The organism is Armatimonadota bacterium (assembly GCA_023511795.1).
Lineage (GTDB): Bacteria > Armatimonadota > UBA5829 > DTJY01 > DTJY01 > JAIMAU01.
The window spans coordinates 236,911-250,606 of the sequence record JAIMAU010000003.1 but is presented as its reverse complement, the minus strand read 5'-3'; the positions used below and the strand labels follow the sequence as shown (position 1 = coordinate 250,606).

11 protein-coding genes are annotated in these 13,696 nt (G+C 48.9%); all 11 read right to left on the bottom strand.

Annotation, left to right across the window (positions count from 1 at the left end; all coding sequences use genetic code 11):
- Positions 1 to 56: 56 nt before the first annotated feature.
- On the bottom strand, positions 57 to 827 hold the full coding sequence (locus K6T99_05375) for an FtsQ-type POTRA domain-containing protein (GenBank protein MCL6519241.1): 771 nt from the start codon (positions 825 to 827) through the stop codon (positions 57 to 59).
- Positions 827 to 1,840 (bottom strand): D-alanine--D-alanine ligase, encoded by a 1,014-nt coding sequence (locus K6T99_05370; GenBank protein MCL6519240.1) that lies wholly within the window; start codon positions 1,838 to 1,840, stop codon positions 827 to 829. The genes K6T99_05375 and K6T99_05370 overlap by 1 nt, the downstream gene beginning before the upstream one ends.
- Positions 1,841 to 1,871: 31 nt before the next feature.
- Positions 1,872 to 2,786, bottom strand: coding sequence for a UDP-N-acetylmuramate dehydrogenase (murB, locus tag K6T99_05365; GenBank protein ID MCL6519239.1), 915 nt, complete (start codon positions 2,784 to 2,786; stop codon positions 1,872 to 1,874).
- Positions 2,783 to 4,186, bottom strand: coding sequence for a UDP-N-acetylmuramate--L-alanine ligase (gene murC, locus K6T99_05360; protein ID MCL6519238.1), 1,404 nt, complete (start codon positions 4,184 to 4,186; stop codon positions 2,783 to 2,785). Before murC ends, murB begins: the two co-directional genes overlap by 4 nt.
- Positions 4,187 to 4,188: 2 nt before the next feature.
- The gene (murG, locus tag K6T99_05355; GenBank protein ID MCL6519237.1) at positions 4,189 to 5,283 is read right to left on the bottom strand and encodes an undecaprenyldiphospho-muramoylpentapeptide beta-N-acetylglucosaminyltransferase; all 1,095 of its coding nucleotides are present in this window, start codon (positions 5,281 to 5,283) and stop codon (positions 4,189 to 4,191) included.
- Positions 5,219 to 6,412, bottom strand: coding sequence for a putative lipid II flippase FtsW (gene ftsW / locus K6T99_05350; GenBank protein MCL6519236.1), 1,194 nt, complete (start codon positions 6,410 to 6,412; stop codon positions 5,219 to 5,221). The genes murG and ftsW overlap by 65 nt, the downstream gene beginning before the upstream one ends.
- Before the next feature lie 3 nt (positions 6,413 to 6,415).
- Positions 6,416 to 7,819: a UDP-N-acetylmuramoyl-L-alanine--D-glutamate ligase gene (gene murD / locus K6T99_05345; GenBank protein MCL6519235.1), complete on the bottom strand. Its 1,404-nt coding sequence runs from the start codon at positions 7,817 to 7,819 to the stop codon at positions 6,416 to 6,418.
- Positions 7,810 to 8,781 carry a phospho-N-acetylmuramoyl-pentapeptide-transferase gene (gene mraY / locus K6T99_05340; GenBank protein ID MCL6519234.1) on the bottom strand — a complete coding sequence of 324 codons (972 nt, stop codon included), beginning with the start codon at positions 8,779 to 8,781 and terminating at the stop codon, positions 7,810 to 7,812. The genes murD and mraY overlap by 10 nt, the downstream gene beginning before the upstream one ends.
- A complete protein-coding gene (locus tag K6T99_05335) occupies positions 8,774 to 10,156 on the bottom strand; it encodes a UDP-N-acetylmuramoyl-tripeptide--D-alanyl-D-alanine ligase (protein ID MCL6519233.1) in 1,383 nt (460 codons plus the stop codon). The genes mraY and K6T99_05335 overlap by 8 nt, the downstream gene beginning before the upstream one ends.
- A gap of 116 nt (positions 10,157 to 10,272) precedes the next feature.
- The gene (locus K6T99_05330) at positions 10,273 to 11,754 is read right to left on the bottom strand and encodes a UDP-N-acetylmuramoyl-L-alanyl-D-glutamate--2,6-diaminopimelate ligase (GenBank protein ID MCL6519232.1); all 1,482 of its coding nucleotides are present in this window, start codon (positions 11,752 to 11,754) and stop codon (positions 10,273 to 10,275) included.
- A gap of 131 nt (positions 11,755 to 11,885) precedes the next feature.
- Entirely contained in the window at positions 11,886 to 13,676 is a 1,791-nt protein-coding gene (locus K6T99_05325) for a penicillin-binding protein 2 (protein ID MCL6519231.1), read from the bottom strand.
- Positions 13,677 to 13,696 lie beyond the last annotated feature (20 nt).

Here is a 13,696-nt window from a genome sequence, read left to right as displayed (position 1 = left end):
ATCATTGCGTTTTATTTATAGAAGCGAGTTAAATTATAGTGCAAAACCCTAAGGCTTTACTTGTATTTTATCGCCGAACCTTCGCGCCCGCAGCTGACGTCAATATATTCCGCACCAGTGCGTGCGCTTGGCAACTGCTTCATTACCGACTCGACTATATCAAGCTTTTCGTCGAGTTTGTCTGGGCGGCCTATTTTGACCTCAAGCCCGTCGGATGTATTTAAACATAAATCACCATTTTGGTCAACGAATATTTTGGCTACGGTGAAATTCTTTTTTTGTTGCGCAAGAAGCAAGCATTCTATTGCAGAATTGAAATTTTGCGTTTTCAATGGCTTGCCTAAAAGGATTTTTCGCGGGGCTGGGCAGATTACTAGCGGAAGGTTCGCAGATGGTTTGGGAACAATTCTAAATGGCACGCTGTAACGGTCAATTTCATAGTATTTGTCGTTCGCACTTAGTGTTAGTATTGGTTTTCTTTCTGTAATTCTGACAACTAGGGTTCCGGGAACTACCTTGTGCACTGAGGCTCGAAAAACAATTGGATTGCATTGTAAGCGCTTAACTAACCGGCGGGTTTGCAAACGAAAAAGGTTAGTCTTTGGTGGAATATTAAGATCCTGCGCTACCGCTTTTGGAGAAAGAATTTTTGTCCCTTCAACTCTGATATTAGTAATATAGAACCATGGCGAGGTGAAAGCTGTTGCCACAAGTTCCAAGAAAAGTAGAAAGAGCAGGCAAGATAATGTCAGACGCCAAGCGTTTATGATGTAGCGCTTTCGACGTCGGCGCTTTGGTCTCGGCTGTATGTAGGTAATATCGTTCATTAAGCTCTGCCTTCCAATGCGTACTCGATTAACATATCAAGCAGCTTTGGGAAAGAAATACCCGCGGCTTGTGCCGCACGCGGTAGCAGGCTTGTTGGGGTCATTCCCGGGATTGTGTTTACCTCTAGCACCCAAATGTTCGTTCCTTTGACTATCATGTCTGTGCGCGACATCCCCCTGCATCCAAGAGCTTTATGTGATGCGAGTGCCAAGCGCTCGGCTTCGCGGTATTGTTCCCTTGGGATGCGAGCTGGACAGATTTCCTCGGTTGCGCCAGGTGTATATTTGGCATGGTAATCATAGAACCCACCTTCGGGTACAATTTCAACTAACGGTAGAACGAAAGGCTTTTCATTGCCAAGCACTGCGCCGGTAATCTCAACTCCGCCCTCGATGAATTCCTCAACTAAAATGTCGCTGTCGTATTCATAGGCAGATTCGATGGCCTTAGCGAAGTCCCCTGCAGTTCGAACTATGCTGATGCCAATGGTAGAACCTTCCTCATTGGGCTTAACGATGACGGGGTAACCTAATATGCGCTCGACTTCGGCCTGGAATTCTTTTATATCGCTGCCTCGGCGAATTGAAAGACCCTTAGGAACAGGGATTCCCTCGTATTGGAGCACTTTGCGAGCCATGATTTTATTGAGAGCTAGGGCGCTGGCAAGCACGCCCGAGCCGACATATGGTATTTCAAGTAGCTCAAGTAGTCCCTGAATGGTGCCATCTTCGCCAAACTTTCCATGGAGTGCGATAATTACTACATCAGGTTTTGGAGAATGGTCGTCCATTCGAACTATGTCGTCAAGAGGCCGCAGTTCAATCGACGCATTGGATGAAGGTTCAGCCTTCGCCGACGACCCTGTAAAGGCAGTTTTCGGTTGAGTTGCGGCCGATACCCCAATCAGTGCACTATCAACCGCAAAGGCGTCGTACTTTTGCGGGTCTAGAGCGTTCATAATCATTCGGCCCGTTGAGAGTGAGACTTCCCGCTCTTTAGATCTTCCTCCCATTAAGACGGCAACTCTAATTTTTTGCGACACTCTACCACTCTCCGACTATTCGTATTTCGGTTTCCAATTTAATTCCATGTTTTTCTTCAACAAGTTGCTGAAGGCGTTGAACGAGCTCGTGGATGTCCGCGGCGGATGCTCTGCCAATGTTTTCAATAAAGTTCGCGTGCATTGGCGAAACTCTTGCACCTCCAACGGACATCCCCTTTGCACCGGCGGACTCAAGCAATTGGCCAGCATATCCGTTCGGCGGGTTCTTAAATACCGACCCTGCCGTTTTCATGCTGACAGGTTGCTTCTCACGGCGCTTTGCCATTAGCTGGTTCACGGTACGCGCTATTTCAGCTTTTTCACCGTGCTTAAGCTCAAAGGTCGCCTCGAGAATAATTAGCCCGCGGTCACTGATATCGCTAGTTCTATAGGCAAAATGTAATTCGTCTCTTTTTAATTCACACGGGCGGCCTTCGGAATCCAGAGCCTTAATTGAGTAAAGTGTGTCTTTAATTTCACATGATGGGATGCCGGCGTTCATGCATACTGCTCCACCGACTGAACCGGGAATGCCCACCAAACCTTCTAAGCCCGAGAGTCCGCTATCCAGGGCTTGCTTCACGAGTGCCGGAAGTCGCGCTGCCGCCCCTGCAACCAGCCGTGTTCCCTGGGTATGAATGTGTGTAAATGCCGAACCAAGTTTTAGTACTAAACCCTTTAACCCTCTGTCCGAAACTAAGAGGTTTGTCCCGGAGCCAATAACAAATATGGGCTTTGAGTGTTCGCGTGCCCATCTAAGAAGCAATCGTATGTCATCTGGGTCCTCGGCGATTGCAAATATCTCTGCTGGACCGCCGACGCCTAAGGATGTATGTTTAGACAATGGTTCTCCGAAAAGTATTTCGCCGCGAATTGTCGGCAATTCGCAGAGAGAGCGCTTCTGTGTGATCTTCATTTAGATATTCCTTTTTCCTCGGCTTCTCGAAGCAGTGCGAGAAGCGTTTCGCCAGCTGTTCGTATGTCCCCTGCACCCATGAACAATACTAAATCGGAAGGCTGAAGCTCTGCCATCAAATTTTCTGCAATTAGCTCTTTATCTGCAATAAACTTTGTTGGCTTATTAGGCTCTTTTGCGCGGATTAGGTTGGCAATTTCGGCGGCCGTCACACCAGGGATTGGCTTTTCTCTTGCAGGGTAGATTTCTGTTACTACTACTCGGTCTGCTTCGCTGAGGGCCTCAGCAAACTCACTTGCAAACTGCTGGGTTCGGCTGTAAAGATGTGGCTGAAAAACGGCAATGATTCGTCGTCCCAATGTCCTGGCTGCCGCCAATGTTGATCTAATTTCGGTGGGATGGTGGGCGTAGTCGTCCACTACCATGATTCCTGCGGCGGTTCCTAATATTTCAAATCTACGTTCGGCTCCTTTGAATTCCCCAAGTGCTTTGCTGATTACATCAAAACTGATTCGTAGCTCCAAAGCCACCGCTGCTGCCGCCACAGCATTTGCAACATTGTGTCTACCTGGGATACGCAAAGTAACTAATCCCAGCTCATTACCTTTGTTGAGAATTTTAAACGAAGGCTGAGGTGAATCGTTTATATCGGTTGCTGTGTAGTCAGCAGGGAAGTCTAGGCCATAAGTTACAACTCGTGTCTTAACTTGCGAGATAAGCGATCGCGTGTTAGGACAATCAGTGCAGAGGACGGCAAATCCTCCGGGTTGTACTTGCGATAGAAACCGACTGAACGCCGCCATGACGCCATCCAGCGATTTGTAGTGGTCTAAGTGCTCAGCCTCAATGTTGGTGATGATAGCAACAGCGGGATGGAGTTCAAGAAACGAATCATATGCTTCGCATGCCTCGGTGAGAAAATATCTACTCTTTCCCAGCCGCGCATTGCCCTTTAAGGTTTCGAGGTCGCCGCCAATTAAAATCGTTGGGTCTAGTCCTCCGCGTTCAAGCACGAGCGCAAGCATGGATGTTGTCGTTGTCTTGCCATGTGTCCCTGAGACTGCTATACCAAAGGTTCCAGCCATCAAACGCCCAAGCATTTGTGCCCGTGTGAGCACAGGTATGCCTTTTTCGCGAGCGGCAATAATCTCAGGATTATCGGCAGGTATCGCTGCGGATGCCACTACTAGCTCGGCATCGCCGACATTTTGGGCGTGGTGTCCTTCGGCTAGTTCTATGCCGAGGGCCGAGAGCCTTTCCTTTACATGGCCTATTTTCAAGTCAGAGCCGGAGATATGATAACCCATACCAGCCATCACAGTGGCTAGGCCGCTCATCCCGACCCCACCGATTCCAATCATATGAATACGGGTGCCTTTCGGTAGATTTGTTTTTATCATTTCTAGTTTCCAACGAGCTCCATAGCTACTTCAAGTACTTTCTCGGCAGCGTTGGGTCTGCCAAGCGCTTTGCTTGCTTTGCCCATCGCCACGAGCTTTTCCGGCGATTCCATCAATTGCATTATTGTATCTGACAATACCTTAGGACTGAGATTGGCCTCCAAAATCACAACGGCGGCTCCTGCCCTGGCTAAGTATTCGGCATTTAATTGCTGATGGTTCGCTTGTGCATAGGGATATGGTATTATTACAGCAGGCAAACCCACTGCCGTAATTTCACATATGGTTGACGCTCCGCCACGGCTAACGACGAGATTGGAGGCTGCATAGGCTGTTACCATATCCTCGATATAGGGAAAAAGGTGATAGTTTTCCCAATTTTGGGATTTTTGGCGAGTCTGGGCTTCTTCAAAGTTGCGCCTGCCCGATTGATGGATTATTTGAATTGGCAGATTGCGCAATGTTGGCAAACAGTCGGCAACTATCTCATTGATCTTTCGCGCGCCTTGGCTTCCACCAAGCACTAGCACTGTAAACAATTGCTCATCCAAACCTAGCGACTTCCGAGCAGTTTCCTTGTCGGGTGGGTTTGAGAACGCCGAACGAATCGGCATGCCTGTGAGAACTGTCTTTCCTTTTGGAAAATAGGCAAGTGTATCTTCAAAGGAGATACATATCCGGTCAGCAAACCGACTTAGCCATTTATTTGTTCGTCCCGGTATGACGTTTTGCTCATGGATGAGTATATGTCCTCGCCTAAGAGCCTGGGCCAGCACTACTGCAGCTGCTACGTAACCCCCAGTTCCGATTACCAAATCGGCCCGGAATCTTCTCAAGACTGCCAATGCTTCCAAGAAGCCTCTAGCGAGGACGGCGGCGGTTAGAAGCGTGTCCGGCGAAGCAAGTTTTTTCAGTTTGCGGCTTGATAAGCCAATGAATTCGATGCCCGCTTTATTTGCGAGCTCCGCTTCAGGCCCGCTTTTGCTTCCGAGATATAGAAGACGCCAATCTTGATATTTTCTACGGATCGCCTCAGCTATACTCGTAGCCGGGTATGCGTGTCCTCCTGTTCCGCCTCCTGTTATTACGACTCTCATTAATGTACTCTTTCACAGGCGCCGGATACTTCGATATACCAAGCAGTATTCCGACGCCAAAAAGGTTTAGTACCAAGCTTGAACCGCCATAGCTTATGAACGGTAGTGGCACACCAGTAGCCGGGACAGATGATGTGACTACCAGCATATTCAGCAAAGCTTGCCCGCATATTAAAATTGATATTCCAGCAGCTAGAAGTTTGCCAAAATTTTCCTTTGTCCGATACGCAATTGCAAGACCTCGTAGACCAAATATCAGAAAAAGTCCCGCCAAACTAAGAGTGCCTATTAGTCCTAATTCTTCTCCCAAGGTTGCTAAAATGAAATCAGTATGCTCAGCAGGAAGGTAAAAGCATTTTTCTCTACCTTCACACAAGCCAACTCCTCTGATGCCCCCTGAACCCAGCGCAATGAGCGACCTGCATACTTGGTAGCCGCTTCCATGGTAATCCGCAAAGGGATTTCGAAACGACATTACTCGTGCAAGCCGGTAAGGTTCGATAATTATAAGTAATGAACCTAATATAGCGCCGACTAAGAAGATTGCTAATAGGTGTTCTTTTTTTGCACCAGCCATAAAAAGCATAGCGAACCAAGTGCAACATATTATTATTGCTGTGCCCATATCTGGTTCAGCCATGATTAATGCGCCTGTAATACCCATGAGCGCAATTGGGATGATGAGTCCCTCTTTGAATCGGCGTATGTCGGTTTTCTTGTTTGATAGGTACACTGCAAGAAAAAGAACGAGCGCTATTTTGGCCAATTCAGACGGCTGAATTTGAATAGGCGAACCGTTTATACCTATCCATCTTGAGGCACCGTTAACTTCGATGCCCAAGCCAGGAATAAATACCGCGAAGAGACCAATGATTGCAATAAGAAGCAGAGTAGGTGCCAACCCCCTTAGCTTCCAGTAGGGGATGTGCGATGTAATTAGTAACACTATTAAGCCAGCAACTGCAAAGACTGCTTGGCGCTTGAAAAAGTAGAAGCTGTCGCCGCCGGTATACTTTGCTTGGCCTGCTGTCGCATAGCTCGCATCGAAAACCAGCAGAATGCCGCCGACGAGAAAAATGATGGTTAGCAGAAAAAGCAGAGTATCTATTTGTCTCTTTCTAATTTCCAAAGCTTACGCCTCCACCCGAGCGGCAAGGTTGGCTACTGCCGCCTTGAATGTTGCTCCTCTGTGTTCAAAATCCCTAAACATATCAAAGCTTGCACATCCAGGAGATAGCATAATTGTGTCGCCAGGCTCTGCATTTTCCCAAGCAATGCGGACTGCCTCGTCCATTGAGGCCGCTTTGCTAATTTGGCTGAAACCTGCTGCTCTAGCTGCCTTTTCGATTAGTGGTGCATCTTGGCCAATTAGGACTACATGCTTTGCATAGCGAGCAAATGCCTCGCCGAGAGGTCCATAATCTGCACCCTTGTCTTTCCCACCGGCGATTACAATGGTTGGTTTGCCAATGGCTTCGAGAGACCGAACTGCCGCTGTGACATTTGTGCACATCGAGTTGTTGAGAAACTCAACGCCCTTGATTACCGCCACCGGTTCAAGCCTATGCTCTAAGGGTTGGAAAGCATCCACGGCTTCCTGCACTGCGTGACGGTTAGCACCGAATGCTAGGGCGGCAGCAGCAGCGGCGAGGACATTTTCGAGATTGTGTGTGCCTCTAAGTCGCATGTTTGCCGTATCACAAACGAAGCTCTCACCTTCTGGCGTTCTGACCCACACTTCTGTCCCCCGTGTGAATGTTCCAATTTCGACTTCTTTGGTGCGGCTGAACTGCCATATTTGGCTTTTGATTTGGGGCGCATATTGCATAACAATAGGGTCGTCTGCGTTTAGTATTGCGAAGTCCGCTGGTTCCTGGTATTGGAAAATCTGCGCCTTCACTTTGGCGTAGGTTTGCAAATTAGGATGGCGGTCCAAGTGGTCAGCGGAGATATTTAGAAGGGCGGCAACCCTGGGGCGGAATGAACTGACCCATTCGAGTTGGAAGGAGCTAATTTCTGCAACGATTACGTCTGATGCTGATGCTCGATATGCTGCGCGGACAAGCGGCAGACGTATCTCACCTGCAACGATGTTGCCTGCTACGTAAACGTGGTGGCCATCACACTTCAAGATTTCGCCTGTCAAAGCCGTTGTGGTAGTTTTTCCATTCGTGCCGGTTATGGCGATAATTGGAGCAGGGGAAATGCGATATCCTAGTTCTACCTCCGAGAATATGGGAATACCGCGTTCGCGGCCCATAACAATTGCTGGGCATGTATCCGGCACCCCAGGGCTTGTTACAATAAGGTCGGCAGTCCAAAGGTTTTCATATGCCTGCTTGCCAACCTTTGTTTGAAGGCCAAGTTCGCGCGCAATCCTCAGGGATTCCTGAATTTCTGATTCTTCTTTATGGTCATGAAGCGTTACAATTGCGCCAAGGGCAGTTAAAACTTCGGCTGCCGCCATACCCGACCGTGCCATTCCGATAATGTGCGCATTCTTGCCAAAGAAATCGGTCTGCTTGCTTAATGCCATATTCTAAACATCCCCATCCCTGCCAGTACGGTGAATGCAATCAATCCAGACACCAACCAGAATCTGACTACAATTTTTTGCTCCGGCCATCCCATAAGTTCAAAATGGTGGTGAATGGGCGTCATTTTAAACACCCTCTTCCCAGTAAGCTTGAACGACGCTACCTGAATCATTACGGATAATCCCTCAATCACAATTACCAAAGCAATGAGTATATAAAGAAGTTCTCGTTTACCCGCAATGGCAATTCCGGCGGTGGCGGCACCAAGTGCGAGCGACCCTGTGTCGCCCATGAAAATTCTTGCTGGATTGGCGTTGTACCAAAGAAATCCTACGCATCCACCTGCCAGCGCCCAAGCTAGAATGGTCAGTCCACTTTCTGCAGATAGGACAACAAGTGCCCCGAGCGTAAGCGCGATTATTGTCGTAAGCCCTGCGACCAAGCCATCAAGCCCATCTGCAAGGTTGAACGCGTTTGATATCCATACTATCAGCAAAACCGCAAGTGGATAGTATGCCCAACCTAAGTGAACGTCCGTGTTCCCCCATAGATGCACTACTGTAGTTGCAGGCGTTCGATTAATATGTAGCCACCATACAAAGACGATTGCTATCAGAAACTGGCCGAGAAGTTTATGCCGCGCCTTAAGCCCCAGTGATTTTCCCCTTGATGCAATCAAGTAATCGTCTATAAAGCCCAGTGCTGCAAAAGCTAGGGTGAGAAGTGCGACCGCCAGAATCTTCGCATGACTTACCCATACGGCCGCCGCTCCTGCCGCGGCACCCACCAAGATGATTAGTCCGCCCATTGTAGGCGTTCCTTGTTTTTCTCGATGCCGCTCGGGAACGTCCTCGCTTATTGTTTGCCTCACCTTAAGGCTTGCGAGCAGCGCGATTGTTTTGTGCCCAATCAATAGCGAAACCACTGTGGCTATAAGAAATGCTACTGCCGCGTTATTCACTGAGCAATATCCTCACAATCTCTTCCATCTTCATAGCTCTTGAGCCTTTTACAAGGATTGCATCGCCGTTGGTAACCTGCTTTTTTAGGTATTCAGCTGCATGTAAACTATCTGGAAACCACTGGACTGCTGAATCCGAAAGTCCTCGCATCTGGGCACCTTCTGCGATTCCCCGCGCGAGTTCGCCAACTGCGATTAGCATATCCACCCCAGTTTCCACTGCTGCGGCGCCGACATCTTTATGGGCCTTTGGGGCATAGTCGCCTAGCTCGAGCATATCGCCCAATACCGCGATTCTGCGCTTGTATCCGCCGAGCGATTGGAGAGTCCGAAGCGCTGCCAAAGTAGACGCAGGGCTTGCGTTGTAGGCATCGTTCAGCACTACGTAGCCGGCTCTTGACCTGACCAATTCCATTCGCATTGCAGGAGGAGTGAAATTTTCAAGGCCTTCCCGAATTAAGCGTAAGTCTACGCCAAGTGCGTAGCCTGTTGCTGCTGCTGCAAGCGCATTATAAACATTATATCTGCCAAGCACAGGAATAGAAATCTTTATCGCAGCGCCTTCTACCACGAGTACGAATTCGTATCGGCCGCATGCCGCTTGCTTGATTCGTGCTCCAATGACATCGGCTGATTTGCACGACCCGAAGCTTATTATCCTGCCTGCAAATCGATGCTTTAGAAACTCGAAGTATCCATCTTCAGCATTTAGAATTGCAATCCCGTCTGGTGGTAGTTCGCTCAAAAGCTCAGATTTTGCTTCGGCAATCGCGCCTTGGGAGCCAAGCCTTTCGATATGGGAGATGCCTATGTTGGTTATCACACCAATGTGGGGTTTGGCAATCTGAGAAAGCCGCCGAATTTCACCAAGTCCTCGCATCGCCATCTCTAGTACTACCATTTCATGGGTGCGGTCAAGTTGGAAAAGCGTCAATGGTACGCCAATTTCGTTGTTAAAGTTAGCTGCGTTTTTTAGAACATTCCACTTGCGACTGAGGACCGAAGCGGTCATTTCCTTGGTTGTCGTCTTTCCTACGCTTCCTGTAATTGCCACGACTCGCACGTCAAACTTGCTTCGGTAATAGCTTGCTAGATCGCCCAGCGCCCATAATGTGTCAGAAACGCCCACAACTGGCACGTCTGCTTTGGGGAGACAGCTGTTTTCTGCAATGACTATTCCACTGGCGCCTTTTTTGATTGCCTCATCAACATATGCATGCCCATCTGTTCGCTCACCCCTCAGCGCGAAGAAGAGGTCGCCAGGCTTCAGCGTTCGGGTATCTATGCTGACGCCCGTGGCCTTTGCTGAAGCATCGCCTCCGAGCAAGTCTCCCCCTGTGGCAGCTATGACTTCTTGTATGGTGATGCCTTCCAATTATTGTCTCCAGAAACTTTTAGAATAGCTAGCGGCACAAGTTTTAAGGATTTAGCTGTGCGTTTCAAGATATTTATACCTAAATCCCATATATTGGGCTATTACTTTCCAAGCATTCATTTAGTCTTATCAAGAATTTCACGAACCACTTGACGGTCGTCAAACGGGATTGTTTTGTCTTTAAATATCTGATAAGTTTCATGGCCCTTGCCGGCAATGACGACTATATCGCCAGGCGAAGCAACCTCAAGTGCTTGCTTAATTGCCTGCCGCCGGTCGAGGTCTATCTTTACTCGGCCCATGTTCTCTGGAAAGATACCCGCAAGTATTTCCTGGGCTATTTGGTCGGGCGGCTCGCTCCGTGGATTGTCGGAGGTTATAATACAGATGTCAGCCATTTCCGAGCCTATCCTTCCCATAATTGGGCGCTTTGCTCGGTCGCGGTCACCCCCACAGCCGAATACGACAATAAGCCGACCAGCCGTGAGCTCTCTTGCCGACCTCAGGACGTTTTCTAGGCCATCTGGAGTGTGCGCATAATCAACAATCACCGAGAATGGCTGGCCGCAGTCCACCGCTTCGAATCTGCCGGCTACTGGTGGGATGGATTGGATGCCTGCTTTAATCTGCTCAATGCTAAGGTCAAGGGCAAATCCTACGCTTATTGCGGCTAGGGAGTTGTATACGTTGAAGAGTCCGCCTAGCTTTAACGCTACCTCAAATTCTCCAATCGGCAAAGCTGCACAGAATGAAATCCCTTTAGCTGTGGCATGGACGTTCGATGCACATACGTCGGCTTTCTCCCGCATCCCATAAGTTATAACTTTTCCACACGTAGCATCAACAAACCGTTTGCCATTTGGGTCGTCAATGTTTACAACCCCAGTGAACGCTTTATTAGAAGCCTGCGGGTAATCCCTAAAAAGCTTTATTTTTGTCTCGAGGTAGTGCTCGAAGGTTTGGTGGAAGTCCAGATGGTCTTGAGTAAGGTTTGTGAATACCCCAACGTCAAACTCACATCCGTCTGTTCTATGCATAGCCAAGGCATGCGAGGATACCTCCATCGCTACTGCCGCGACACCTTCATCTGCCATATGTGCTAGAAGTGCCTGAAGGTCCACCGCCTCTGGTGTAGTTCGCTCAGTGGGTATGGTTTTCCCTCTAATACGAGCGCCCAGCGTACCGATGACGCCTGTCGCAATCCCTGCTTGCCGTAGCATGCTTTCTACAAGGTAGGTCGTGGTTGTCTTGCCGTTTGTGCCGGTTATGCCAATAAGCTTTAGGCGTCGCGAGGGGTAGCCAAAGAATTGATTTGCCAGGATAGGCAGTGCTTGGCGAACGTTAGGCACTATGACGAACGGCACGGAATTGCAGCTCGCATGAAGGCAATCAATACGGTCAATTAGGACCGCCGATGCTCGGCGGTTTATTGCCTCGCCAATGAAATCGTGGCCGTCGAATTTCTCGCCCCGAATGCATGCGAAGAGCGATCCAGGATCTACCCGGCGAGAATCGTAAGCGACAGCCTTAATCTCGGGATTCGCCGATCCTGTGACGCGCTTTTCTGGAAGCGGCTCGATTAATTGACTTAACAACATCGGACGAACTCCCTTGAGCTTTCCTTGTTAGGTGCTTTGGACTGCCTTCACCAAGGTTGCTCGTGAATATGAAATTATACCATATGGAAAATTCCTTGTGAATTGGAAACACTCAGACGCTCCTTTGATGGCTATCCTGACCTTTGCTTGCCGTTTGCCTCCCGTCCTTTTGTTCTGTTCGCAACTGGCGGGCTGTTTGGCAAGTCATCGGGAGGAACTTTCATATACCACATTGCTTTTCTCGCCACCTCACGGAAAACAGGCGCGGCGGCTACCGCTCCGAATTGGGTGTCCTTTGGCTCGTCAACCGCAATTAGGATTACTGCACGTGGATTTGTCACAGGAAGAAAGCCTACAAATGATGCGACATACTTGCCTGCAGCATAGCCCCTCCCAACCGTGCTTGGCTTTTGGGCAGTTCCTGTTTTGCCGGCAACGCGGTATCCTTCTACTCTTGCTGACTTTCCAGTACCTCCAGAGACTACACCATGAAGCATTTCGGCGATCAAGTCCGCGGTTTCTTCCGTAACTACTCGCCGAACAATCTTCGGGTGAAATACTCTGAATGGTTTTCCGTCTGGCCGACGAATCTCTTTGACGATGTGCGGGCGCATCATTATTCCATGGTTGGCAATTGCCGCGTAGACCTGAGCTAATTGGAGTGGTGTAACTGCAATTCCTTGTCCAAAAGCAATGTTCGCTACCTTAATGTCTGGCCAATCCTGCCATTTGCCTGCCCATCCGCTCATTTCTCCTACCATTCCGGTGCCGGGCTTGTCGAAAAGACCGAAGGCTTTTTCATATTGGTAGAGCTTTTTGGGCCCCAGTTTAAGCCCGATGGATGCAGCTCCGACATTGCAGGAGTGTTGGAGAACCTTTGCGACGTTGAGTTGGCCATGGCCGCCTTTGAATTTTCCATGGAGTGAGCAGTGGATAACGTGATTGCCTATCCCCATGCTTCCGCGACAATAAAATGTATCATCTAGGTCAATAACTTTTTCGTTAAGGGCCGCGCTACATGTTACTGTCTTCAGCGTTGAACCTGGTTCGTAAAGATCGGTAATTGCTCGATTTCTACGCGCAGCAGCACTCGACGCTGCAATTTCCTGCGGGTCAAATGTTGGCATATTTGCCAAAGCCATTATCTCGCCAGTCTTTGGGTCAATCATGACTGCCGAGGCGCCGGCCGCTCTGCGGTCGTTATATGCCTTCCTCAATTCCATTTCAAGGTTGTGCTGAAGTGTAGAGTCTATTGTGAGGATAATATCCATCCCATCTACTGGTTCGACCCGCTGGCGAATTGTGCCGGGGATAATCCTCCCTCTAGCGTCTACCTCAGCAATTATATAGCCGTCTTTGCCTCTCAAAAATTTATCGTAGGCTTTTTCCAAGCCTTCAATGCCCTTGCCATCAATGTTTGTAAAGCCAATAACATTTGCCGCTAAGCCACCTGCTGGATAGACTCGCTTAATGAGCGGGGTTACTTCGACTTGAGGCAATTTGGCTTCTTTGATTGCAAGTCCTGCTCTAGCGTTCACACCACGTTTAATATAGACAAATGCTTTATCATTGCTGAGTTTAGAAAGCACGAATTTCTCACTGCAACCCAAAATTTTTGCAAGCTGGGCAGCAATCTTGGGTCTGTCTCTTTTTGCTATCTTTTTGGGGTGAGCACCGATGTCGTAGGCCTGGACGTTTACCGCAAGTTTGACCCCGTTCCTATCGTATATGGTACCTCGTCTAGCATGGAGAACGAATCGCTTTAGGCGGTAGTACTCTGCTTTTTTAGCGAAATATGGGGCGCGGATGACCTGTATCCAAATGAGACGCAAGGCAAGGCAGGCGTAGAGGAAAATCAAAATATAGAAAAGCATCCGCAACCTGCACTGTACACACCGTTCGAAGAGTATTTGGCGTCTCAATTCAGCCACCCCTCATGTTG